General features: G+C 71.6%; 20 protein-coding genes and 2 pseudogenes. 15 read left to right on the top strand and 7 right to left on the bottom strand.

The features are described from left to right. Window positions 1-13 precede the first annotated feature (13 nt). The 7 genes from rhaS to sigJ all read left to right on the top strand — a co-directional run bounded on the left by rhaS (window position 14) and on the right by sigJ (window position 7209). On the top strand, window positions 14-1096 hold the full coding sequence (gene rhaS / locus ABT063_RS04705; RefSeq protein WP_351055670.1) for a rhamnose ABC transporter substrate-binding protein: 1083 nt from the start codon (window positions 14-16) through the stop codon (window positions 1094-1096). Window positions 1097-1150: 54 nt separating this feature from the next. Continuing rightward, entirely contained in the window at window positions 1151-1471 is a 321-nt protein-coding gene (locus tag ABT063_RS04700; protein WP_351055669.1) for an L-rhamnose mutarotase, read from the top strand. Window positions 1472-1516: 45 nt separating this feature from the next. Next, on the top strand, window positions 1517-2941 hold the full coding sequence (locus ABT063_RS04695; RefSeq protein ID WP_351055668.1) for a BNR repeat-containing protein: 1425 nt from the start codon (window positions 1517-1519) through the stop codon (window positions 2939-2941). A 78-nt stretch (window positions 2942-3019) separates the two neighbouring features. After that, the gene (locus ABT063_RS04690; RefSeq protein WP_351055666.1) at window positions 3020-4045 is read left to right on the top strand and encodes a LacI family DNA-binding transcriptional regulator; all 1026 of its coding nucleotides are present in this window, start codon (window positions 3020-3022) and stop codon (window positions 4043-4045) included. A gap of 162 nt (window positions 4046-4207) precedes the next feature. Further along, the gene (locus ABT063_RS04685) at window positions 4208-5509 is read left to right on the top strand and encodes an alpha/beta fold hydrolase (RefSeq protein ID WP_351055665.1); all 1302 of its coding nucleotides are present in this window, start codon (window positions 4208-4210) and stop codon (window positions 5507-5509) included. Between the two features lie 42 nt (window positions 5510-5551). Beyond that, window positions 5552-6295, top strand: a complete 744-nt coding sequence (locus ABT063_RS04680) for a PIG-L deacetylase family protein (RefSeq protein ID WP_351055664.1) — start codon at window positions 5552-5554, stop codon at window positions 6293-6295. Between the two features lie 20 nt (window positions 6296-6315). Next, window positions 6316-7209: an RNA polymerase sigma factor SigJ gene (gene sigJ / locus ABT063_RS04675; RefSeq protein WP_351055663.1), complete on the top strand. Its 894-nt coding sequence runs from the start codon at window positions 6316-6318 to the stop codon at window positions 7207-7209. Between the two features lie 15 nt (window positions 7210-7224). Here sigJ and ABT063_RS04670 read toward each other — a convergent pair. Continuing rightward, window positions 7225-7320 (bottom strand): annotated as a pseudogene (locus tag ABT063_RS04670) (DUF5999 family protein); the annotation flags it as partial. 112 nt (window positions 7321-7432) lie between these two features. Between ABT063_RS04670 and ABT063_RS04665 the strand changes: the two are divergent. Beyond that, entirely contained in the window at window positions 7433-8275 is an 843-nt protein-coding gene (locus ABT063_RS04665; RefSeq protein WP_351055662.1) for a pentapeptide repeat-containing protein, read from the top strand. Here ABT063_RS04665 and ABT063_RS04660 read toward each other — a convergent pair. After that, window positions 8237-9748 (bottom strand): cytochrome P450, encoded by a 1512-nt coding sequence (locus ABT063_RS04660; protein ID WP_351055661.1) that lies wholly within the window; start codon window positions 9746-9748, stop codon window positions 8237-8239. The two genes, ABT063_RS04665 and ABT063_RS04660, sit on opposite strands and share 39 nt — an antisense overlap. Before the next feature lie 120 nt (window positions 9749-9868). Here ABT063_RS04660 and ABT063_RS04655 point away from each other — a divergent pair, with 120 nt between their 5' ends. Beyond that, window positions 9869-10477, top strand: a complete 609-nt coding sequence (locus ABT063_RS04655; RefSeq protein WP_351055660.1) for a TetR/AcrR family transcriptional regulator — start codon at window positions 9869-9871, stop codon at window positions 10475-10477. Between the two features lie 84 nt (window positions 10478-10561). Further along, the gene (locus ABT063_RS04650; protein WP_351055659.1) at window positions 10562-11287 is read left to right on the top strand and encodes a DUF2470 domain-containing protein; all 726 of its coding nucleotides are present in this window, start codon (window positions 10562-10564) and stop codon (window positions 11285-11287) included. On the opposite strand, the gene ABT063_RS04645 is transcribed toward ABT063_RS04650, so the two are convergent. The 3 genes from ABT063_RS04645 to ABT063_RS04635 form a co-directional block, all read right to left on the bottom strand. Beyond that, a complete protein-coding gene (locus tag ABT063_RS04645) occupies window positions 11255-12463 on the bottom strand; it encodes a lactonase family protein (protein ID WP_351055658.1) in 1209 nt (402 codons plus the stop codon). The two genes, ABT063_RS04650 and ABT063_RS04645, sit on opposite strands and share 33 nt — an antisense overlap. Window positions 12464-12578: 115 nt before the next feature. Next, the gene (locus ABT063_RS04640; RefSeq protein ID WP_351055657.1) at window positions 12579-13616 is read right to left on the bottom strand and encodes a hypothetical protein; all 1038 of its coding nucleotides are present in this window, start codon (window positions 13614-13616) and stop codon (window positions 12579-12581) included. Window positions 13617-13662: 46 nt separating this feature from the next. Beyond that, entirely contained in the window at window positions 13663-14916 is a 1254-nt protein-coding gene (locus tag ABT063_RS04635; RefSeq protein WP_351055656.1) for an aromatic acid exporter family protein, read from the bottom strand. Window positions 14917-15138: 222 nt separating this feature from the next. On the opposite strand from ABT063_RS04635, the gene ABT063_RS04630 reads away from it, so the two are divergent. Beyond that, window positions 15139-16479 carry an erythromycin esterase family protein gene (locus ABT063_RS04630; protein WP_351055655.1) on the top strand — a complete coding sequence of 447 codons (1341 nt, stop codon included), beginning with the start codon at window positions 15139-15141 and terminating at the stop codon, window positions 16477-16479. A 9-nt stretch (window positions 16480-16488) separates the two neighbouring features. On the opposite strand, the gene ABT063_RS04625 is transcribed toward ABT063_RS04630, so the two are convergent. Continuing rightward, complete coding sequence (locus ABT063_RS04625; RefSeq protein ID WP_351055654.1) at window positions 16489-16983, bottom strand: FBP domain-containing protein; 495 nt, start codon at window positions 16981-16983, stop codon at window positions 16489-16491. An 80-nt stretch (window positions 16984-17063) separates the two neighbouring features. Between ABT063_RS04625 and ABT063_RS04620 the strand changes: the two are divergent. The 3 genes and pseudogenes from ABT063_RS04620 to ABT063_RS04610 form a co-directional block, all read left to right on the top strand. After that, window positions 17064-17918: pseudogene (locus ABT063_RS04620) on the top strand (DUF3626 domain-containing protein); the annotation flags it as partial. A 222-nt stretch (window positions 17919-18140) separates the two neighbouring features. Beyond that, window positions 18141-19139 carry a phosphotransferase family protein gene (locus ABT063_RS04615; RefSeq protein ID WP_351055715.1) on the top strand — a complete coding sequence of 333 codons (999 nt, stop codon included), beginning with the start codon at window positions 18141-18143 and terminating at the stop codon, window positions 19137-19139. Window positions 19140-19294: 155 nt separating this feature from the next. Continuing rightward, window positions 19295-19567, top strand: a complete 273-nt coding sequence (locus ABT063_RS04610; protein WP_351055653.1) for a hypothetical protein — start codon at window positions 19295-19297, stop codon at window positions 19565-19567. A 6-nt stretch (window positions 19568-19573) separates the two neighbouring features. Here the strand turns inward: ABT063_RS04610 and ABT063_RS04605 are convergent, their stop codons facing one another. Further along, window positions 19574-20602, bottom strand: coding sequence for an SDR family oxidoreductase (locus tag ABT063_RS04605; protein ID WP_351055652.1), 1029 nt, complete (start codon window positions 20600-20602; stop codon window positions 19574-19576). Between the two features lie 107 nt (window positions 20603-20709). Between ABT063_RS04605 and ABT063_RS04600 the strand changes: the two genes are divergently transcribed. Further along, the gene (locus ABT063_RS04600; RefSeq protein ID WP_351055651.1) at window positions 20710-21396 is read left to right on the top strand and encodes a M15 family metallopeptidase; all 687 of its coding nucleotides are present in this window, start codon (window positions 20710-20712) and stop codon (window positions 21394-21396) included. Window positions 21397-21436: the final 40 nt, after the last annotated feature.

The following is a 21436-nucleotide window of genomic DNA, read 5'->3' as shown; positions in this document are numbered from 1 at the left end:
GTAAGGAAAAGACATGCGCATGGCATCCATCCGCCGTACCTGCGCGGCCCTCGCCGCCGTCACCTCCCTCGCCCTGGCCGCCACCGCCTGCGGCGGCACCACCAAGGAGGACGTCAGCAACGAGGGCGCCTCCGCCGCCACCGGCGGTTCCGCGGACCCCAACGCCGAGCTGAAGAAGGGCCTGACCGTCGGCTTCCTGCCCAAGCAGGTCAACAACCCCTACTTCACCTCCGCCGACAAGGGCGGCGAGGCGGCCCTGAAGGAGCTGGGCTCCAGCTACAAGGAGGTCGGCCCGTCCAGCGCCACCGACACCGCCGGCCAGGTCTCCTACGTCAACACGCTCACCCAGCAGCAGGTCGACGCCATGGCCGTCTCCGCGCAGGACCCGGGCGCCCTGTGCACCGCGCTCAAGCAGGCGATGAAGAACGACATCAAGGTTGTCACCTACGACTCCGACACCACCGCCGACTGCCGCAACGCCTTCGTCTCGCAGGCGTCGGCCGAGGACCTGGGCCGCACCGAGGTGCAGCTGCTCGCCGAACAGATCGACTACAAGGGCGAGATCGCGATCCTGTCCGCCGCGCAGACCGCGACGAACCAGAACATCTGGATCGACTTCATGAAGGAGGAGCTCAAGGACCCCAAGTACAAGGACATCAAGCTCGTCAAGGTCGCCTACGGTGACGACGACGCCCAGAAGTCCTTCCAGCAGACCCAGGGCCTGCTCCAGGAGTACCCGAACCTGAAGGGGATCATCTCCCCGACCACGGTCGGCATCAAGGCGGCCGCCCAGTACCTGTCGGGCTCCAAGTACAAGGGCAAGGTCAAGCTGACCGGCCTCGGCACCCCGAACGACATGCGCAAGTACGTCAAGAACGGCACCGTCGAGGCGTTCGAGCTGTGGGACCCGGCGAAGCTCGGTGAGCTGGCCGCCCGTACCGCCGTCGCCCTGGTCTCCGGCCAGATCACCGGCAAGGAGGGCGAGACCTTCACCGCCGGTGACATGGGCGAGTACACCATCGGCAAGGACGGCGTGATCAGCCTCGGCAAGCCGACCGTCTTCGACGCCAAGAACATCGACCAGTTCAACTTCTGATCACCAGCATCTGCCAGTCGATTTTCCCCGACCCCCACGGAGGTGCGGTACTTCATGCAGCGCGTCTGTTTCCTGCTCAAGGTCCGTCAGGACAGGATCGCCGAGTACCGCGAACGCCACGCCGCCGTGTGGCCGGAGATGCTTGAGGCACTTTCGGCCACCGGTTGGCACAACTACTCGCTCTTCCTGCGCGACGACGGCCTGCTCGTCGGCTACCTGGAGACCGAGGACTTCGAGGCCGCCAAGGCAGGGATGGAGGCCACCGAGGTCAACGCCCGCTGGCAGGCCGAGATGGGCCCCTTCTTCGAATCCCTCGACGGGGCCCGCCCCGACGAGGCGATGAAACCGCTCACCGAGGTGTTCCACCTCGCCTGACACCCCTCCCGTGCTGCCCCCTCGCCGACAATGGAGTCCCCCGAGATGAAGAGACGTACGCTGCTGGGCGCCGCCCTCGCTGGAGCCGTGATGACCCCCGCCTTCGCCTCCGGCACCGCCCGGGCCGCCGACCCCGGCCCTTCGGTCACCCGGAGGACCACCACCACGCTCGACAGCCAGGCCATCTTCTTCGTGTCGTACGACGGCCTGGTCAACAACAACTCCTTCCAGAAGAACGGCCTGCTGACCTACAAGGGCTACCAGTACGCCGCCTGGTACACCGCCGACCGCAACGCCGTCGTCGGCCGCCGCGCACTCGGCGCGAGCACCTGGGCCACCGTCAAGGTCGGCCACACGCTCCGCTACAACGACTCCCACAACGTCATCTCCATGGGCGTCTCCAAGGTGGACGGCCGCCTCCACCTCAACATGGACTCGCACAGCGACGGCTTCACCTACGTCAAGTCGGTGGCCGGCCTCCTGGACAACCCGGCCGGGCTGAGCTGGACCGCGAGCCGCTTCGGCGCACCGCAGTCCACCCTCGACGGACTCGTGCTCACCTCGCAGTTCACCTACCCCCAGTTCATCTCGACCCCCGAGGGCCGGCTCCAGCTCAGCTACCGCGTCGCGATCTCCGGCAACGGCCGCAACGCCCTCGCCGAGTATGACGGCACCAAGTGGACCAACCTCGGCGAGTGGTCCAGCTCCACCGGCACCTACACCAGCGAGCACGGTTCCAGCACGGCCCGCAACATGTACCTGCACGGCATCGACTACGACGTCAACGGACGGCTGCACTCCTTCTTCACCTGGCGCGAGCAGAACGGCGCCGTGATGTGCAACAGCGGCGGCATCACCAACCACGACACCGGCTACGTCTACTCCGACGACCGGGGCCGGACCTGGCGCAACAACGCGGGCACGGCCGTCGGCACCACCGGCGGCTCCGACAAGGTGTCCGTCAACGACAGCGGCCTCGTGGTCGACCCGCTCAACCCCGACCACTCCCTGATGAACCAGGAGAGCCAGGCCACCGACTCCGCCGGCCGCCCGCACGCGATCATCTCCTACGTCCCCGGCCGCTTCGGCCAGTGCACCACCAACTACGTGGCCAATCGCACCGCGAACGGCCGCGCCTTCCACGTCCGCAAGAACGCCTCCGGCACCTGGCAGAAGACCGAGATCCCGGTCCCGCTGAACTCCAGCCAGCGCACCAAGCTGGTCCTGGACAAGTACAACAACGCCTACGCGATCTTCCCCTTCGGCCGGATCGCCGGCGCCTCGGCGGCCTCCGGATACACCGACTGGAAGCTCCTGTTCGACGGCAGCGGCCTCAACGCCTTCGGCGAGGTCGTGATCGACGAGATGAGGGTCAAGGCCGACAACGTCCTGTCGGTCATGTACCAGGAGAAGTCGAGCGGCACGACCCCCTCGGCGCTCCGCGTCGTCGACTTCGCGTTGCCCGCGTGACCGGGCCTGATGCGTGAAGAAGGACGGTAATGTGAAGGCCTTCCGGCCACCTGTCGCCACCCTGGAGGTACCTGCCTGATGTCCCAGTCGGTGGGTATCAAGGACGTCGCCCGTGTCGCCGGAGTCTCCGTCGGCACGGTCTCGAACGTCATCAACCGTCCGGACACGGTCGCGACCGAGACCCGGGCGCGGGTGCTGTCCGCGATAGACCGGCTGGGCTACGTCCGCAGCGAGTCCGCGCGCCAGCTGCGCGCGGGCCGCAGCCGGATCATGGGCCTGCTCGTGCTCGACATGGGCAACCCCTTCTTCGTCGACGTCGCGCGCGGTGCCGAACGGGCCGCGCGCGAGGCCCAGCTCGGCGTGATGGTCTGCAACAGCGCCCAGAACCCGAGCGAGGAGGCCGAGTACCTGTCGCTCTTCGTCGAGCAGCGGGTGCGGGGCGTGCTGCTGACCCCCGCCGACGCGACGGGCCGCAACATCGAATCGTTCCGGCGGCACGGCATTCCCTTCGTCCTCGTCGACCGGGTCGCCGAGGGCACCACCGAGTGCTCGGTCTCCGTCGACGACGTGGCGGGCGGCGCGCTGGCCGTACGCCACCTCGTCGATGCCGGGCACCGCTCCATCGCGTACGTCAGCGGCCCGCCCGGCCTCAACCAGGTCAGGGACCGCCGAACGGGCGCCCTGAACGCCCTGGCCGAGGCGGGGCTCGGCCCGGAGTGCCTGCGCGAGCTGCCCACCGAACGGCTCGACGTGGCCGCCGGCCGGGACGCCGGTGCCCGCCTCCTCGGCCTCGCCGACCGGCCGACCGCCGTGTTCTGCGCCAACGACCTGCTCGCCCTGGGCGTCCTGCAGGCCATGTACGCGGCCGGCGTCGGTGTCCCGGAAGACCTCGCGATCGTCGGCTACGACGACATCGAGTTCGCGGCCGCCGCGGCCGTCCCGCTCACCTCGGTCCGGCAGCCCGCCGTCACCATGGGCGCGCTGGCCGCGGAGCTCCTGCTGGAGGAGACCGAGGCGGAGAGCTCGCCGCGCAAGCACGAGCACCGCCGGGTCGTGCTCCAGCCCGAACTGGTGGTACGGCGCTCCAGCCTGTCGGCCCGCTGAGCCGCCGCAGAAGGAGCGGCCTACTGAGCCGGCGTTCAGCAGCTGTCGGCCGCCCTGCTGTGCCGCCGTTCAGCGGGCGTACGTGATCCCCGGACATGGCAGCCCGCCGGACATGTGCTGAACTGGGACGCGGCCAGCAGTCCGTCCGCACCGGGAGCCCCGTTGACCGTCAGCTACCGCCAGCCCGGCGTCGTCCTCACCGACCGCCACTTCACCGTGCCCCTCGACCACGACGACCCGGCGGGGGAGACGATCGAGCTCTACGCCCGCGAGGTCGTCGCGAGCGACAAGGCGCACCAGGACCTGCCGTGGCTGCTCTACCTCCAGGGCGGCCCCGGCTTCGGGGCGAACCGCTTCGTCGGCAAGCAGGCCTGGCTCGGCCGTGCCCTGAAGGAGTTCCGCGTCCTGCTGCTCGACCAGCGCGGCACCGGCCACTCCACGCCCGCCAACCGGCAGACGCTCCCGCTGCGTGGCGGCCCCGCCCAACAGGCCGCCTACCTGACCCACTTCCGTGCCGACGCGATCGTCCGCGACTGCGAGGCGATCCGCCCGTCCGTCACCGGCGGCGCCCCCTGGACCGTCCTCGGCCAGAGCTTCGGCGGCTTCTGCACGGTGAGCTACCTCTCCACCGCCCCCGAAGGCCTCAGCGCCGCCGTGATCACCGGCGGCCTGCCCTCGCTGGACGCCCACGCCGACGACGTCTACCGGGCCGCCTACCCCCGTGTCGAACGCAAGGTCACCGCGCACTACGCCCGCTACCCGCAGGACGTCGAGCGCGCCCGGAACATCGCCGAGTACCTGCTGCACCACGCACCGGTCCTGCCGAACGGCTACCGGCTCACCGCCGAGGCCTTCCAGTCCCTCGGCAACCTCCTCGGCGGCGGCGAGGGCAGCCATCGCCTGCACTACCTCCTGGAGCACGCTTTCGTCCGCACCCCCCAGGGCCCGACCCTCGCCGACGCGTTCCAGGAAGAGGTCCAGGGACTCCTGTCGTACGCGAGCCACCCCCTGTACGCCCTCGTCCACGAGGCGATCTACGGCCAGGACGAGCGCCCCACCGCCTGGTCGGCCGAGCGCGTCCGCACCGAGTTCCCGCAGTTCGACGCCGCCAAGACCCTCACCGGCGACGGCCCGCTGCTGTTCACCGGCGAGTCGGTCCACCCCTGGACGTTCGACTGCGACCCGGCCCTGCGCCCGCTGCGCGAGACCGCCGACCTCCTCGCCGCCCGCACCGACTGGCAGCCCCTGTACGACCCCACCCGCCTCGCGGCCAACGAAGTGCCGGTCGCTGCGGCCGTCTACCACGACGACATGTACGTCGACACAGCCCACTCCCTGGAGACGGCCCGTGCGATCCGCGGCCTGCGCACCTGGGTCACCGACGAGTTCGAGCACGACGGCGTACGGGCGGGCGGCCCCCGCGTCCTGGACCGGCTGCTGGCGCTGACGCGGGACGAGGTGTGATCCGGCTCTGGGATGTCATGGGCGCGGGCTAGTCTGCGGAACATGACCGAGCCGACGATCACTCAGCTCCAGCCCATGCCCGACGACTGGCAGCGCGCCCTCGCGGTCGTGGCGCACCCGGACGACCTCGAGTACGGCTGCTCCGCCGCGATCGCCGCCTGGACCGACGCCGGCCGCGAGGTCGCCTACGTCCTCGCGAGCCGCGGCGAGGCGGGCATCGACACGCTGGAGCCCGCCGAGTGCGGCCCGCTGCGGGAGCGGGAGCAGCGGGCGAGCGCGGCCGTCGTGGGCGTGTCGGCGGTGGAGTTCCTCGACCACAAGGACGGTGTGATCGAGTACGGCACCGCCCTGCGCAGGGACATCGCCGCCGCGATCCGCCGGCACCGGCCCGAACTGGTGATCACCCTCAACCACCGGGACACCTGGGGCGGCGTCGCCTGGAACACCCCCGACCATGTCGCCGTCGGCCGCGCCACCCTGGACGCGGCCGGCGACGCGGGCAACCGCTGGATCTTCCCGGAACTCGTCGAGCAGGGCCTTCAGCCCTGGAACGGCGTCCGCTGGGTCGCCGTCGCCGGTTCCAGCGCCCCCACGCACGCCGTGGACGCCACACCGGGACTGGAGCGGGCGGTGCGCTCGCTGCTCGAACACCGCACGTACATCCAGGCGTTGACCAACGCGGACCCGGAGACGTACGTACGGGAATTCCTGACGGGGCACGCCGTCCAGACGGGGGAGCGGTTCGGGGGCAGGCCCGCGGTGGCGTTCGAGCTGTTCGGCAGATGACGACGGAGGGGGAGCCGACGATGAGTGACAGCGAGCCGCTGGCGGAGCGCTTCGAGGAGCACCGCGGGCATCTGCGGGCGGTGGCCTACCGCATGCTGGGTTCACTGGCCGAGGCCGAGGACGCCGTCCAGGAGACCTGGCTGAAGCTGAGCCGCACCGACGCGGGGGACATCAGGAATCTCGGAGGCTGGCTGACCACCGTGGTCGGCCGGGTCTGCCTCGACATGCTGCGCTCGCGCACCGCACGCCGTGAGGACCCCCTGGACGACACCTTCGTCCCCGACCCCGTGATCCGGCCCCTGCCGCGGACCGACCCGGAACAGGAGGTCCTCCAGGCCGACTCGGTGGGCCTCGCCCTCATGATCGTCCTGGAGACGCTGGAGCCCGCCGAACGGCTCGCGTTCGTCCTGCACGACATGTTCGCGGTGCCGTTCGACGACATCGCGCCGATCGTGGACCGCGGTTCGGCGGCTACCCGCCAACTGGCCAGCCGGGCCCGGCGCCGGGTGCAGGGGGCCACTCCCTCGGCCGACCCGGACCTCGGCCGGCAGCGCGAGGTCGCCGACGCGTTCCTGGCCGCCAGCCACGTGGGGGACTTCGAGGCCCTGGTCGCCGTCCTCCACCCCGACGTCGTGCTGCGGGTCGACTCCGGGGTCCTGGTCGGCGGTGCGGCCGCTTCGAAGGTGGTGCGCGGTGCGAAGGGCGTCGCCGAACAGGCCATGGTGTTCCGGCAGTTCTCCGCGACGGCGCGGGTGGCGCTCGTCAACGGCGCGCTCGGATTCGTCAACGCCCCCGACGGGCGACTGCAGTCGGTCATGGGCGTCACCGTCGCCGACGGCCGGATCGTCGCGATGCACATCCTGGCCGACCCCGAGCGCCTGGCCGGCCTCGAACTGCCGGACGCTCTCGGATGAGTCAGGCGGCCACAGTCAGTGTGCCGGCGTGCGGTGCGGGCTCACGACCCGCCCGTTCGGCAGGAGCTCACCGGTGTCGTCGAAGACGATGGTGCCGTCGCACAGCAGGTGGGTGGGGCTCCTGCCTTTGTCGGCTCCCTCCTCTGTAGTAGCCGAGCTTGTTTTCCGTTGGATGAGGGGACCCCCACAAGGCCGGAAACTCGTCGGTGAGTTTTCGTTCCGTATGCTGAACGACATGCGAGATCAGCCAGTGGACCGTCCTGACCTGCGCGGCGACTGCGAGCAGTGCTTCGGGCTGTGCTGTGTCGCCCTGCCTTTCGCCGCCTCCGCGGATTTCGCCATCGACAAGCAGGCCGGGAAGCCCTGCCCGAACCTCCAGGGCGACCACCGGTGCGGCATCCACACGACACTGCGGCAGAAGGGCTTCACCGGCTGCACGGTCTACGACTGCTTCGGCGCCGGGCAGAAGGTCTCACAGGTCACCTTCGGCGGCCGGGACTGGCGCACGGGCCCGCGCGAGGACGCCCGGCGCATGGTCGACGTCTTCCCGGTCGTACGTCAGCTCCACGAGCTGCTCTGGTACCTCACCGAGGCGCTCACCCTGCCGGCGGCCCGCCCCCTCCACGCCGACCTGCGCCGGGCTCTGGAGCGGACCGAGGCGCTCACCCGCGGGACCCCCGAGGAACTCGGCGCGTTGGACGTGCCCGCCCACCGGCAGGAGGTCAACGTGCTCCTGCTGAAGACCAGCGAGCTGGCCCGGGCGGGCGTCCGCGGCAAGAAGAAGAACCGCCGGGGCGCGGACCTGATCGGTGCCCGCCTCAAGGGCGCCGACCTGCGGGGCGCCAATCTCCGCGGCGCCTACCTGATAGCCGCCGACCTCACCGGCGCCGATCTGCGCGGCGCGGACCTGATCGGCGCCGATCTGCGCGGCGCCGACCTCACGGACGCGGACCTGACCGACGCGTTCTTCCTCACCCAGCCCCAGCTGAACGCGGCCAGGGGCGGTGAGGGCACCCGCCTGCCGGAGTCAGTCACCCGCCCCGCGCACTGGGCAGCGCAGCTCTGACGCGGCCTCGTCGGGCTCCCGAGCGGGCGCGACCGTGCCGGTGGCTGTCCGGCGCTCCAGGTGAAGCCGCAGTCCTTCCGGCATCAGCGTGAGCCGCTCGGCCACCCGCAGCCGGTAGTCAGGGTCGGGCCGCAGCTCGTAGCGGCGCAGCAGCAGGCCGAGCACCAGCGTGGCCTCGTGCAGCGCGAACTGGCGCCCGATGCAGGCCCGCGCCCCGGTCCCGAACGGCTTGAAGGTGTGCGGGGGACGGGACCGTACGGCCCGCGCCTCGAAGCGGTCCGGGTCGAACCGCTCGGCGTCGGCACCCCAGACCGCGGGATCGCGGTGCAGCATCGGCGTGAGCACCAGCGTCCACGCGCCCCGTCGCATCGGGTGCGTCCCGGCCAGCACCGTGTCCTGCCGTGCCTCCCGGGCGAAGGCGGGCGCGGTCGGCCACAGCCGCAGCGACTCGTCCAGCACCCGGCGGACGTACCGCAGCTTGGCCACCTGGTCGTAGCCGGGCACCCCCGCTCCGCCCCAGACGTGGTCCACCTCGGCGCGGGCGCGGGCGGCGACGTCGGGATGGCGGGCGAGGTAGTGCAGTGCGAAGGACAGGGCGCCCGAGGTGGTCTCGTGGCCCGCCACCAGAAAGGTGATGACCTGGCGGCGGACGTTCCGCTCCGGCAGCCGCTCCCCGGTCTCCGGATGGGCCGTGTCCAGCATCCGGTCCAGCAGGTCCCCGTCTCCGCTCGCCGTACGCCGGGCGCGGACGAGGTCGTCGACGGTGCGGTTGAGGTAGGCGATGTCGGCCGCGTTGCGGCGGGCGGCAGCACGCATCAGCCGCGGGAAGGGCAACGCGTTCAGCTGCTGCGCATAGGTGAGCGTGCCCACCATCGCGGTCACGAAGGGGTGCGGCCGGGCGCGCTCGAAGGAACCGAAGTCGTGACCGAATCCGGTCCGCGCGATCGTCTCCAGCGTCAGCTTGGTCATGTCGCCGGGCACGTCCACTGCCCGCCCGGCCGCCAGCTCGCGGTCCCAGTGGTCGGTGAGCCGCCCGGCCACCGCCAGCATCATCGCGTGGTAGCCCTCCATCGCCTCCCGGCTGAAGCCCGGGGCCAGAACGTCGTGCGCCAGCTGCCAGTTGGGCTCGTGGTTGTACGCCGTGAACAGCCCGTCCCCGGCGACCGGCCGCAGATTGGCGACCCCGAGGCCCACATGCTTGGCGAAGCGCGACTCGTCCGCGAGGTCGGCGACGAGATCGGCGCCCCACACGAACACGAACTCCCTGCCGAAGGCCTTGCGTCGGAATATCGGTCCCAGGCGCCGGCCGTACCGGAGGGTGTCCTGCAGCGGCGTACGCCGACTGGAACCGAGTACGTCGCCGAGCAGGGGAAGCCGCCGCGGCGGACGCGGAATGCGGCGCAGCTCCGGCCAGCCCTGCTCGGCGCCGCGGAATCCCCTGGGCAGTCCGGTCCCTGTCGACGTCTCCGCCATGACGCGATCTCCCTTGCGGCAGCGGCATGTTGAGCGTGCTGTGCGCGTGTTGTACGTGGATTCAATAGAGGGGCCTCAGTGTCGTCCCGCTGTTGAACCGACGTCAAGTAAAGTGCGGGTATGGCCCCGAACCAGGGCGAGCGCACACGCCGTCGGCTCAGCACCGAGGAGCGCCGTGAGCAGCTGCTGTCGGTAGGGGCGCGGCTGTTCTCGGAGAGTCCGTACGACGACGTGTGGATCGAGCAGGTCGCCGAGATCGCCGGGGTCTCACGCGGGCTGCTCTACCACTACTTCCCGACCAAGCGGGATTTCTTCGCGGCGGTCGTCGAGCGCGAGAGTGAGCGGATGCTGAGCATGACTCAGGCCGTGCCCGGAGTCCCGGTGCGCGAGCAGCTCGCCGCCGGCCTCGACACGTATCTGGAGTACGTCCACGCGCACGCCCACGGTTACCGTGCCTTCCACCGTGCCGACGCGGCGGGCGACCAGAGCGTGCGCAGGGTCTACCGGCGGGCGCTGGCCGCGCAGGAGCGGCAGATCCTCGCGGCGCTGGCCGCGGACCCGGAGTTCGGCCCGCTCGCGCAGGCGCGGCCCGACCTTCGACTGGCCGTCCGAGGCTGGCTGGCCTTCACCACCGCCGTCTGTCTGGAGTGGCTGCGCGGCTCGGATCTCTCGCGGGAGCAGGTGCGCGACCTGTGCGCGCGGGCGCTGCTGGGTGTCATCTCCTCCTGACATTCACCGGTTCACGGTCACTCATGGTTGGCTTCACCCAAGATCTTCGATAGGTTAGGCAAGGCTTACCTAAGGAGGTTTGGGATGGGTGACAGCCAAAGCTGGACGGCCGCGCCTTCCGCGGCGGAGCGGGCCCGGTCGGTGCTCGCCGCCGCGTGGTCCTGCGCGGTGACCGCGGAGGGTGGCCGCGAGGAGTTCGTCGGCGCGCACACCGTGGCCGAGGACGGCCGGGTGCTCCTGCACGTGCCGGAGGACAGCACTCTGCTCGCGGCCGCGATCTGCGCACCCCGCGGCGAGCCGTCCGCCGTCCTGGAGTTCGCCGACGTGGCGCCCGTCCCCGTGCGCAGCCGGATCCGGGCCCGGCTCTGGATGGCCGGATGGTTCGTCCACGAGGACGGCCACCTGGCGTTCCGCGCCACGCGCGTGGTGCTGCGCCCGCCGTCCGGTGCGGTCGTCGTCGACCTCGACGAGTTCGCCGCCGCCGCGCCCGACCCGCTGGCCACGGCGGAGGCGCGGCTGCTCACCCACCTCGCCGACTGCCACGCCGATGCCGTCGAGCGGCTCACCCGCCTCGTCGACTCCGACAGCCTGCACGGCGCGGTCCGCGTCCAGCCACTCGCCGTCGACCGGCACGGACTGACGCTGCGCATCGAACGCGCCCGCGCCCACGGCGACGTACGCCTGGCGTTCCACGCGCCCGCCGACGACGTCGCCCAGCTCACGGAGCGCATGCACGTCCTGCTCACCCAGGCCACCGCCGCGTCCCGCCCGCGGGCCCTACAGCGGCAGCGCGCAGACGGCGACGGGTGAGGCGAACGGCTCGCCTGCGAGCCGCAGTTCACCGCTGCGCGTGTTCACATGGAACACGCTCACGGTGGAGGACTTCTGGTTCGCCGCGAACAGCAGCGATCCGTCCGGCGAGAAGGCGATCTGGCGCGGGAAGTCACCGGCCACCGGCACCGTGTCCAGCAGCCTGAGCCGGGCGCCGTCCGCCTCCACCACGTAGCGCGTGAGGCTGTTGTGGCCCCGGTTGGCGAGATAGGCGTACGCGCCGTTCGAGGTCACCAGGATCTGCGCCGGGTAGCTCGTGCCCGATCCCGTTCCCGTGGACTGGGCCTCACCGACGCTGAGGCGACCGGTCTCGGGGTCGTAGCGGCAGACCGCGACCGTGTTGTCGACCTCGTTGGCCAGATACGCGTGGCGGCCCCCGGGATGGAAGGTGAGATGACGCGGCCCGGCTCCCGGCCGGGTGTGCGCCTGCGCGACCTCGGTGAGCCTGCCGGTCTTCTCGTCCAGGCGGTAGGTGTACACGGTGTCCGTGCCCAGATCGACGGCGAGGACATGGCCGCCGTCGGGGCTGGTGATGAACTGGTGGGCGTGCGGGCCGTCCTGGCCGGGACCGGGCGACGGGCTGGAGTGCGTGACCAGGTCGGTGCGCTCGCCGAGCGCGCCCGAGGCCTCGATCGGGTGCACGGCCACGCTGCCGGAGGTGTAGTTGGCGCTGAGCAGCCAGCGCCCGCCCGGATGCACCGACAGATGGCAGGGCCCCCCGCCTCCGGTGCTCCGGCTCCCGAGAACCTTGCGGTCGGACAGCCGGACGGCGGTCACCGCGCCGTCATCCTGCTCGTTCACCGCGTACAGCGTGCGGCCGTCCGGACGCAGCGCGAGGTACGACGGGTTGGCGACGTCGGTGAGGGTTCCGCCTGCCGTGATACGGCCGCTTTCGGCGTCGTAGGTGGCGAGACCGATGCCCGTGCCGCCGCCCTCGACCGAGGTGTAAGTGCCGAGGTGGAGCGGGCGAGGGCCGGAGGGCTTGCCGGTATCGCGCGGGGCGCTCGTCGTGGCGCGCGGGGCACTCGGACTGGGCTCGGACGCCGGCGGTTCCGTCTCCGACGGCGCGTCACCGCACGCGGGCAGGGCAGCCGCGGCGGCCGTTCCCGCGAGGGCGCCGACGAACCGGCGCCTGCTCCAGCCACCACTGCCCATGTCCACACCTCAGGTCGTCGCATCGTCCCGGTCGCGACAGCCACCTTGGCGTGGATCACCCGCCAGGTGCAACAACGGCACCCCGCGTTGCGTAGAGCGCAACAGGCCCGGGTGTTTACCAGTCACCGTCCTCGACCGGCTTCCCCGGCGCGTCCTTGAGCGGCTGCACCTGCTGCGCCGAGGGCTCCTGCCAGGGCTCGTGGTCGTCCCCGAGCCAGTCACCGACCGGCTTGACGCCCCCGAGGGTGTCAGTGGGGGCGAGATCCTCGGCGTCCTGGTCGTAGTAGTCGAACCAGGGCAGCCCGGCGCGGGTGTACGCGGCGCGGTCCACGGGGGAGGGCGGGGGAGCCTCACCGGTGATGCGGCGCCACTCGGGGGGCGTCACCAGGTGGACGAACACGCGCCCGGCGGGCTGCTCGGACCAGTCCTCCAGAGGCCGGTCGTCCCGGTAGACCTCCTGCCGCATCGAACCGCCGACGCCGAGACCCATCGCGGCCGCGGCCCGCGGCCGGCCCGCGGGGGCCGCGCTCCCGGCCGGAGCCGCCATGGGCATCGCGGCTCCGTACCCCGGAGGCGGCAGGATGATCGACCTCTCCCGCTCCACCCGCAGCCGCTCCTCCTCGCGCCACCGGGCCAGCTCCCCGTCGTTCAGCCGGAACGACTGCAGCTGTACGCCGCCCCACACCTCCTCGCCCGTGACCTGGCCCTCGACGGTCGCGCCCATCCCCAGCGGCACCGCCACGAACTGGCGGACCGTCCCCTTGCCGGAGTTGATGCCGTCCAGCCACGGCTGGCGCGGCAGGACGACGTAGTTCTGCGGCTCGCGGGAGAGCCGGCCGCTCCAGGGGAGACCCGAGACGGCGCACACCTTTCCCGCCCCCACCTGCAGGGCGGCCGGCTCCGTCGTGCCCGCGAAGCTCAGCCACATCGCCTCGCGCAGGTACACCGGCAGCATCACCCCGCCTCGTGCCCGCCACTGCTCGGGGACCGTGTCCGGACAGTCGGAGACCCGGCGCAGAGGGAACTCGCCGAGGCCCGGCGGCAGCGGATGGGTGCCCGTCTCGGGCAGACGCAGCGTGCGGACGAACCGTACGGCCACACCGCCCGGCAGCCGCAGTGTGTTCCCGTCGATCCGCACGGTGGTGTCGGTCATGGGCCCGCTCCCTCGCATCCGGTGCCGGCCCCGTCCCGGCATCCCCTCACCAAGAACGCCCGCCGAACCCGGTACGGTTCCGCCACAGCTGCTCCTGAACGCCCATGCGCTCGCGCAGCCGGGTCAGACGCGGCATCCGCGCGCGCTGCTCCCGCGACACGCGGTCCAGTTCCTCCAGCAGGCGATGCGAGCGGTGCTCGGTGTCGAGCTCGTCGAGGATGCGGTTCACCTCGGTCAGGACGGCGCCGAGCAGCTGCCAGTTCCGGGTCTCGCGCTCGGCCTCCTCGCGCAGCAGCAGGGCGAGCTTGTCCCGGGTGCCCACCGCCGTACGCAACTCCGCGGCGAGCCGGGACTCCGCCGCGTCGGCGTTGAGGCTGACGTGGGTGGTGACCAGCACCGCGAAGCTGACCACCGCGTCGGCGATCTCGGACAGCAACTGCTCCAAGACGGCGCCCGTCTCCTTCGCGAACAGCGGCTCGGGCTCACGCTCCTTCGCCAGGTCGGTGAGGGTACGCGCGAGCACCCGCAGGACGACCGTGCAGATCTCCAGCGTGTCCAGCCCGGTACGCAGCACGACTCGGTGCAGCAGGCCCTCGCGCACGCGCGGATTGAGCCGCAGGCTGTCCTCGGCCTGCCTCAGCGCCGCGTCCACCTCGACGATGTCGTGGTCGAGCCGACGTGCCTCGTGCAGCCGCGCCGCGGCCTGCTCGACCGGTGTGCGGCCGGCGGCCTCCTCGCCGATGCGCAGCATCAACTGCCGCAGCCGGCGGGCCAGTCCCTCCAGCGACTCACCGGCCTCCTCCACCCACACCGGCGGCGCGAGGAGCAGATTGAAGCCGAGCCCGACGACCGCGCCGATCAGTGTCTCCACCACGCGCGCCCACGCCGTGTCTCCGTGGGTCGTCACTCCGAGGACCAGCATCGCGCTGATCGCCACCTCCGGCACGAACTCGTCGACCCGCACCAGGCGCCCCACGACCAGCGAGGCCACGATCAGCAGCGCCAGGCTCCACCAGGTCAGCCCCACCAGCAGACTGAAGGCGATGGCGACGAGGACGCCGGCCACCACGGAGTTCACCCGGCGGATGCCGGTGGTGAGCGTGGCGTAGAGGGTGACCTGGACGACCAGAAGCGCGGTCAGCGGCGCGGTGAGCGGCGCCGCCTCGGGGCTGAGGCGCAGCGCGATGACATACGCGATCGTCGCCGCGGCGGCCGACCGCAGCGTATGGACGACCACGGGATCCCGGCGCCGCCTCACGAACCGCCCAAGGGACGCCGTCCCCTCACGCACATCTCGCATCCTCGGGCTGTCCCTTCCACAGATGGACCGAAGGTTCTCATTGAGGACCGTGACTGTCCGCGACTGTCCGCAAGGAAGCGTAGATGGTCATTCCGGTACGACAGGAGAGCGGGGCGGCCTGTTCCTGAGGAAAACCCCAGTCCTCTCCCCGCGGTTGTCCGCACCCCGTTTTCTGCGGACAGCCGCATGGCCCCCGCCGCTCCGGGACGAAAGCCTTGGATCATGACATGGCAACGGACCGGAGCAATCCTGACCCTACTCCTCACCCTCGGCACCGCTGCCGTGGCCGCCACCCCGGCCGCGGCGGCCCCCGCACCCGCCCCGACCGTCGTCGAGGCACTCGACCGCGCGGCCCATCCGCTCAGCACCGTCGAACCGGAAGGCGACACCCGTGATCTGCGCGCCCTCGACCGGATGATCGGCGACGCCGACGTGGTCGGCCTGGGCGAGGCCACCCACGGCTCCCACGACTTCTTCGCCCTCAAGGACCGCGTCTTCCGCCACCTCGTCGAGGAGAAGGGCTTCCGCACCTTCGCGCTGGAGGCACCCTGGAGCACCGGTGTGCGCCTCGACGACTACGTGGTGCGGGGCAAGGGCGACCCCCGGCGCATCATGCGCGACGAGTTCCAGCGCGACTACCTGTGGTGGAACAACACCGACTATCTGCGGCTCATGGAGTGGATGCGGGCGTACAACGTCCGCCATCCCGACGACCCCGTCCGCTTCATGGGCGACGACATCGCCTGGACCGGGCCCGAGGTGTACGACGCGGTCGCGGACTACGTGGCCGCCGCCCACCCCGAGTCGAGCGCCCGACTCGCCGAGCTCTACCGCGGCCTGCGGCCCACCGTGGCGACGGGGACGTACATCGAGCAGTACCTGCACAAGCCGTACGCCGAGCGCCTGGAGATGGCCGACCGCACGGGCCGGGCACTGGAGTTGCTCAGGAGCCGGGCCCCGGGCGCCGACCGGGAGGCGTACGACCGGGCCGTGCGGAACGCGACGGCGATCGACCGGACCGCCCGCCAGTACGCCTTCGACGTGGAGGATCCCACGCAGATCGCCGAGGCCATGCGCTACCGGGACAGGACGATGGCCGCCAATGTCGTCCGGTGGCAGAAGGACACCGGCACCAAGGTGCTGCTGTCGGCGCACAACAACCATGTCGGCTACGTCCCGGAGGAACCCGCCGAAAACCCCATGGTGCAGGGTGCGTTCCTGCGCGACAGCCTCGGCGCGGGGTATGTGAGCGTCGGTCTGACGTTCCACCACGGCTCGTTCAACGCCACCGGCCAGGACGACGCCGCCATCCGCCACTGGACACTGGGACCGCCCGGCCCGGGCAGCAACGAGCGGACCCTCGACCGGGTACGCCACCGCGACTACCTACTCGACCTGCGCTCCGCCGGGTCACCGGCCCGCGAGTGGCTGCACCGCGCCCGGCCGACGCGCAGCATAGGCACCGCCTATCCGGACGGCCCGCACGACATCGCGCTCGCCCGCAGCCACGACGTCCTGATCCACCTTCACCAGGTGGCGGCGGCGCGACTGAGGGACCAGTAACCGACCAGGTCAGGCGTAGAGCTTGTCCAGGAAGGCGGACAGGTTGCCCGTCGTCCGGGCTATCTGCTCCTCCAGGGTGAGGCTCTCCTCGAAGCGGGCTGCTGAGTCGGGGACCTTCTTGCCGCGGACGTACAGGGAACAGGCGAGGTCGGTGCACATGTACAGGCCCACCGAGTTTCCCTCGCGGCCCGCCGCGCCCGCCTTGCGGGCCGTCATCAGCGAGACGCCGCCGCCCGGGTGGGTGGTCAGGCACAGCGAACACATGCTGCGGTGAAGAAAACCTCGCTGCGAGGACGGGAACCGCAGGGTCACGCCGGCGAGCCCCCCGTCCTGCTCGGTCACCAGATAGCTGCGGTCGGGTGCTCCCGGATCCCGCCAGCCGAGGAAGTCGAGGTCGTTCCATGGGCGTTCGTCGAGGTCCCGGGGCACGGCCAGGCGTTTGGCCTCGCCCTTCGAGCAGTTGATAAATGAGTTGCGGATGTCCTGCTCGGTGAGTGATCTCATGGGGGCCTCCCGTGGTCGTGCGGAAACCTAGGGTGCCTAGGCAAGGGGCTAGGTTAGGCAGGCGGAGTGAGGGGGAGCCAGTGGATTTCCGTGAGGTGGGGTCACCGCGGGCGCGGACCGCACTGCTCCATGTGGCGGCCCTCTCCGAAGGGCCGGCCGTCGCCGCCGACGTGCGCATCACGCTGAACTTCCACCCGGACCGGCTGGTGCGCGGGCTGCCCATCCTGGAGGCGCTGGCCCGGGACGGTACCTACCACTCGCAGTTTGTCACGGGCACCAGCAACGGTGGCCTCACCGCGCATCCCGGCGGTGACCGTTGGCGCTGGGAGAGCCGGATCTTCGGCGGTGCCTACGACGACGCGCTCGCGCACGACCGGCCCGTGTACGGCGCCCTGAACTTCCGCCGCCAAGTGGTCGGCGCGGCCCCCCGGTTCGGCTCCTCCCACTTCCGGCTGACCGGCGAGGCGCTCGCCCGCGCCACCTTCTGCTACCCGGACAGCGCGGCGGAACCGGACCACTTCGGGGTCGCGGCCGGCATGTCCCTGATAGCCCTGGCCGAGGCGGACGAACAGGACGCCCTCAACGACTACATCGAGGCCCAGGTCCACGCCGGAGTCCTCCTCACCCGGGACGTGGAGGCGCTCGTCCTCGACGCCAGTTACCGCGGCACACCCGTCGAGACGGCTGCCCGCCTGCTGCCCTGCCCGGTCGAGTGGCACCCCGGCTACCGGCTCACCGTGGCCGAACTGCGCCGCCACGCGGACTACCGGGGGCAGGAGTACGTGGAACTGGGCGGGCACATCGCCCAGGACGGCCGCCTCGACCCGCGGATCATCGGCGACGCCGCCCGCACGGGCCGCCACGCACTCCAGGACCTGAAGATGGTGTGGCACACCCTCGCCCGCTTCGGTGCCCCCGAAGGCGCGGGCACCGCCTGCCCCGAGGGCGCGTCCGATGCCGAGGGTGCGGCGGCGGGCGTCGGCCAAGGCGTTCCGTACGCTGTACCGGGAGCGCACGCCGGACGCCGGGCGGTGGCTCAACAGGGTGGTGGCCGGGCGTTACGTCGAGGACGTGTGGGCGGCCGGCTGATCAGAGGAACGAGAAGGGGGCGGGTGCAGGTGGTGGACTCCGTGGACTCCATGGGCCCAGCGGACTCGATGGACCAGGCAGGCTCGTCGGACTCCTGGCAGCGGGCCCGGCGTGTCCTGGAGGGGGCGCGCGTGGACCCCGCCCGCCTCGCCCGCCTCCGCCCACTGTCCGGCGGCACGTACAACGCCGTCGAGGAACTCCTCCTCACCGACGGCAGCCGCTACGTGCTGAAGGTCGCGCCCGCACCGACCGCCCCCTGCCTTCGGTACGAGAGCCGGCTCCTGGTCTCCGAGACCGAGTTCTACGGCGCCGCCGCCGAGGCCGGAGTCCCCGCGCCGCACGTGGTCCATGTCGGCGAGGAAGCCGCCGTAGGACACCTGCTGATGACCGCGTGCCCGGGCGAACCCTGGGACGGTTCGCTCACGGAGGCCGAACAGGTGCCTCTGCGGGCGGAGTTGGGACGTCAGGTGGCCCGTCTGCACCGGGTGACCGGGCCCGGCTACGGCTACCCGTCCGGCGCCCTCGGCCCGCTCGCCCCCGACTGGCGCACCGCGTTCACCGCCATGATCGAAGCGATCCTCGCCGACGCCCGCCACTACCGGGCGCGACTGCCCCGCCCCACCGACGAGGTCGCCCGCACGCTCCGGGCCGCCCTCCCCGCCCTCGACGAGGTCACCGTTCCGTGCCTGGTCCACTTCGACCTGTGGCGGGGGAACATCCTGGTGGACCGGCCGGCGGCGGGGGAGGAGCCCCGTATCGGCGGGCTCATCGACGGGGAGCGCATGTTCTGGGGCGATCCGCTCGCCGACTTCGTCTCTCTGGCCCTGCTCGGGGACATCGAGAAGGACGAGGCGTTTCTCGCGGGTTACCGGGAGGCCGGTGGCCGGGCCGAGTTCGACACCCCGGCCAGGCTCCGCCTCGCCCTCTACCGCGCCTACCTGTACTTGATCATGCTCACGGAGACGATTCCGCGGGCGGTCGACGCCGGGCAAGAGCGCTGGGTCCAGGAGGCCGTAGCCCCGGAACTCGTCGCGGCCCTCGACGAGATCGAGGACTCCGCGTCCTGACCCGCTCCCGGACGACGCGCGGTACTTACTCGACCGCCCGGCCGTGCTCCGTCCCACTGACGCTCGGCCGTACGGGACCGGGCGCCGCACCGACGTTTCGCAGGTCATCGCGGAGGTACTCGCGTGTGGCCCGGACGACGCGAAGGGAGGATGCCGTGGTCGACCACCGCCACGAAGCACCCGGTGAGCACGGTGACCCCGTCCCTCGGGACCTGCCGGACCAGCAGGCCGACGCGGGCGAGGACCCGTGGGAGGTCACTGCCGAACGCGAGGAGGGTGACAGCGGCGACACCGAGGAACCCGACGAGACCACCGAGCCCGCCACCGACGTCCCCGACACCGACGAGGCCGGCACCGGCCGCCAGGGTGCGCCGCGCTCGGGTTCCGTGCATCCCGAACAGCCGGTGCCGGACGAGTCCTCCGCCTGACCGCTCTCAGCCGACCTTGCGGCCCCTCATCGGTTCGGTCCTCTCCCCCGCGCCCTGCTGCATGCCCTGCAGGAACTCCTCCAGCACCTCTGTCGCCGTGTGCTCCGGGCGCCAGCCGAGTTCCGTACGCGCGCGCGTGCAGTCCATCAGGGGCAGCCTGAGGACCGCGTCGAAGAGGTGCGGCGAGGCGGGCAGCAGGTGCAGGCCCCACGCGGCGGCGATCGCCGAGCGGGCCGCGGTGCGCGGCAGCCGTACCGGGCGGGCGTCGAGCATCTCCCCCAGCAGCTCCGCGTCGACCGGCGGTTCGCCCGCCAGGTTGAAGGCGCCGCGGACGTCGGAGTGCAGCGCGAGCCGGTACGCCTTCGCCGCGTCGTCGGTGTGCAGCGCCTGGACGCGCAGGCCCGGGATGTCGGGCAGGAAGGGCAGCAGCTCCGGCCGTGCCAGCGGGCCCGGCAGGAAGCGGCCGCCGAAGATCCGGCGCTGCTCGCTCGCCGACTCCCGCTTGAAGAGGAACGCCGGCCGCATCCGCACCACCCGGACCCCCGGGTGGTCGCGCTCGAACGTGTCCAGGGCGCGCTCGAGATAGGCCTTCTCCCGGCAGTACGCGGCGTCCGGCCAACCGTGCGTCGGCCACGACTCGTCCACCGCGTGCTCCTTCGGCCCCGGCGAGTACGCGCCGACGGACGACGCGTGCACCAGCGTCGGCACGTCGGCCGAGGCCACCGCGTCGAACACGCGGATCGCACCGAGCACGTTGGTGCGCCAGGTCGCCGCCGGGTCGTGCGTCGGCTGGAACGCCCAGGCCAGATGGACCACGGTGTCGGCGCCTTCGAACTCCTTGACGAGGTCGGCCTGGTCGGACGCCAGATCGATCCCCGACCAGTCCGTCTTGGCAGGCGCCCACTCGGGAATCCGCCGGGCCACGCCCAGCACGGACTCCACCGCCGGGTCCTCGGAGAGGAGGCGCACCAGGCTGGTGCCGACGTTGCCGGTGGCGCCCGTGACGACAATCCTGCTGCCCGTTGAAGTGGTCACCTTCGACTCCTTACGGCCGCTGGGTCGACGGGGACTGTCCCGAGTACCCGGTCGAAGGCGATACACGCGGCCCGTGGCGCCACAGCCGCCCGGGAGATGATCACGTCATGAGTGAGATCATCCTGATCTCCGATGCCAGGGTCGCCGCCGTTCCGGTCGAGGAGTGCGGGGAGCCCCTGGTCGACGTACGCGGCTGCCTTCAGGTGGACGACCGCAAGCGCGAGGATTCCCACGGTGCCGAGGTCCACGTGCGGCGGGGCGTGCTCGACCGGCTTCTTCGGGCGCAGGCACTGCTGCCCGGCGGCCTGCGCCTGCTCTTCGTCGAGGGATACCGCCCGCCGGCCCTGCAGCGGGCCTACTTCGAGGAGTACGCGGACGAACTGCGCGCCGAGCACCCGGACTGGTCCGCCGACCGCCTTCGCTCGGCGGCCAGCCGTTACATATCCCCGCCCGAGATCGCCCCGCACACCGCTGGAGCCGCCGTGGACCTTACGCTCGCCGACACCGACGGCCGCGAACTCGACCTCGGCACCCCCATGAACGCCAGCCCGGAACAGAGCGCCGGCGCCTGTTACACGGCATCCGCCGACATCACCGACGAGGCACGAGCCCACCGCGCCGTCCTGGGCGAAGCCCTGAGCGCGGCGGGCCTCGTGAACTACCCCACCGAGTGGTGGCACTGGTCGTACGGCGACCGCTACTGGGCCCTGGCCACCGGCGCGCCCGCCGCGCTCTACGGGCACCCGCGAAATCGACGCCTCCTAGTGCCCCGGCAGGCAGCGTTTGCCCGTTAAGGAGCGGCGTCCAGTGCGTGCCGGGCGTCGCGACGGGGCG

It is taken from the genome of Streptomyces sp. NPDC002838 (assembly GCF_040295365.1).
In the GTDB taxonomy this organism is placed as follows: domain Bacteria; phylum Actinomycetota; class Actinomycetes; order Streptomycetales; family Streptomycetaceae; genus Streptomyces.
Note: the sequence above shows the minus strand (reverse complement) of the source record. Positions and strands in the feature narration are given on the sequence as shown.

Coding starts and splice junctions, on each gene's coding strand:
- rhaS (WP_351055670.1), top strand. CDS start 14: ATGCGCATGGCATCCATCCGCCGTACCTGCGCGGCCCTCGCCGCCGTC.
- ABT063_RS04700 (WP_351055669.1), top strand. CDS start 1,151: ATGCAGCGCGTCTGTTTCCTGCTCAAGGTCCGTCAGGACAGGATCGCC.
- ABT063_RS04695 (WP_351055668.1), top strand. CDS start 1,517: ATGAAGAGACGTACGCTGCTGGGCGCCGCCCTCGCTGGAGCCGTGATG.
- ABT063_RS04690 (WP_351055666.1), top strand. CDS start 3,020: ATGTCCCAGTCGGTGGGTATCAAGGACGTCGCCCGTGTCGCCGGAGTC.
- ABT063_RS04680 (WP_351055664.1), top strand. CDS start 5,552: ATGACCGAGCCGACGATCACTCAGCTCCAGCCCATGCCCGACGACTGG.
- sigJ (WP_351055663.1), top strand. CDS start 6,316: ATGAGTGACAGCGAGCCGCTGGCGGAGCGCTTCGAGGAGCACCGCGGG.
- ABT063_RS04665 (WP_351055662.1), top strand. CDS start 7,433: ATGCTGAACGACATGCGAGATCAGCCAGTGGACCGTCCTGACCTGCGC.
- ABT063_RS04660 (WP_351055661.1), bottom strand. CDS start 9,748: ATGGCGGAGACGTCGACAGGGACCGGACTGCCCAGGGGATTCCGCGGC.
- ABT063_RS04655 (WP_351055660.1), top strand. CDS start 9,869: ATGGCCCCGAACCAGGGCGAGCGCACACGCCGTCGGCTCAGCACCGAG.
- ABT063_RS04650 (WP_351055659.1), top strand. CDS start 10,562: ATGGGTGACAGCCAAAGCTGGACGGCCGCGCCTTCCGCGGCGGAGCGG.
- ABT063_RS04645 (WP_351055658.1), bottom strand. CDS start 12,463: ATGGGCAGTGGTGGCTGGAGCAGGCGCCGGTTCGTCGGCGCCCTCGCG.
- ABT063_RS04640 (WP_351055657.1), bottom strand. CDS start 13,616: ATGACCGACACCACCGTGCGGATCGACGGGAACACACTGCGGCTGCCG.
- ABT063_RS04635 (WP_351055656.1), bottom strand. CDS start 14,916: ATGCGAGATGTGCGTGAGGGGACGGCGTCCCTTGGGCGGTTCGTGAGG.
- ABT063_RS04630 (WP_351055655.1), top strand. CDS start 15,139: ATGACATGGCAACGGACCGGAGCAATCCTGACCCTACTCCTCACCCTC.
- ABT063_RS04625 (WP_351055654.1), bottom strand. CDS start 16,983: ATGAGATCACTCACCGAGCAGGACATCCGCAACTCATTTATCAACTGC.
- ABT063_RS04615 (WP_351055715.1), top strand. CDS start 18,141: ATGGACCAGGCAGGCTCGTCGGACTCCTGGCAGCGGGCCCGGCGTGTC.
- ABT063_RS04600 (WP_351055651.1), top strand. CDS start 20,710: ATGAGTGAGATCATCCTGATCTCCGATGCCAGGGTCGCCGCCGTTCCG.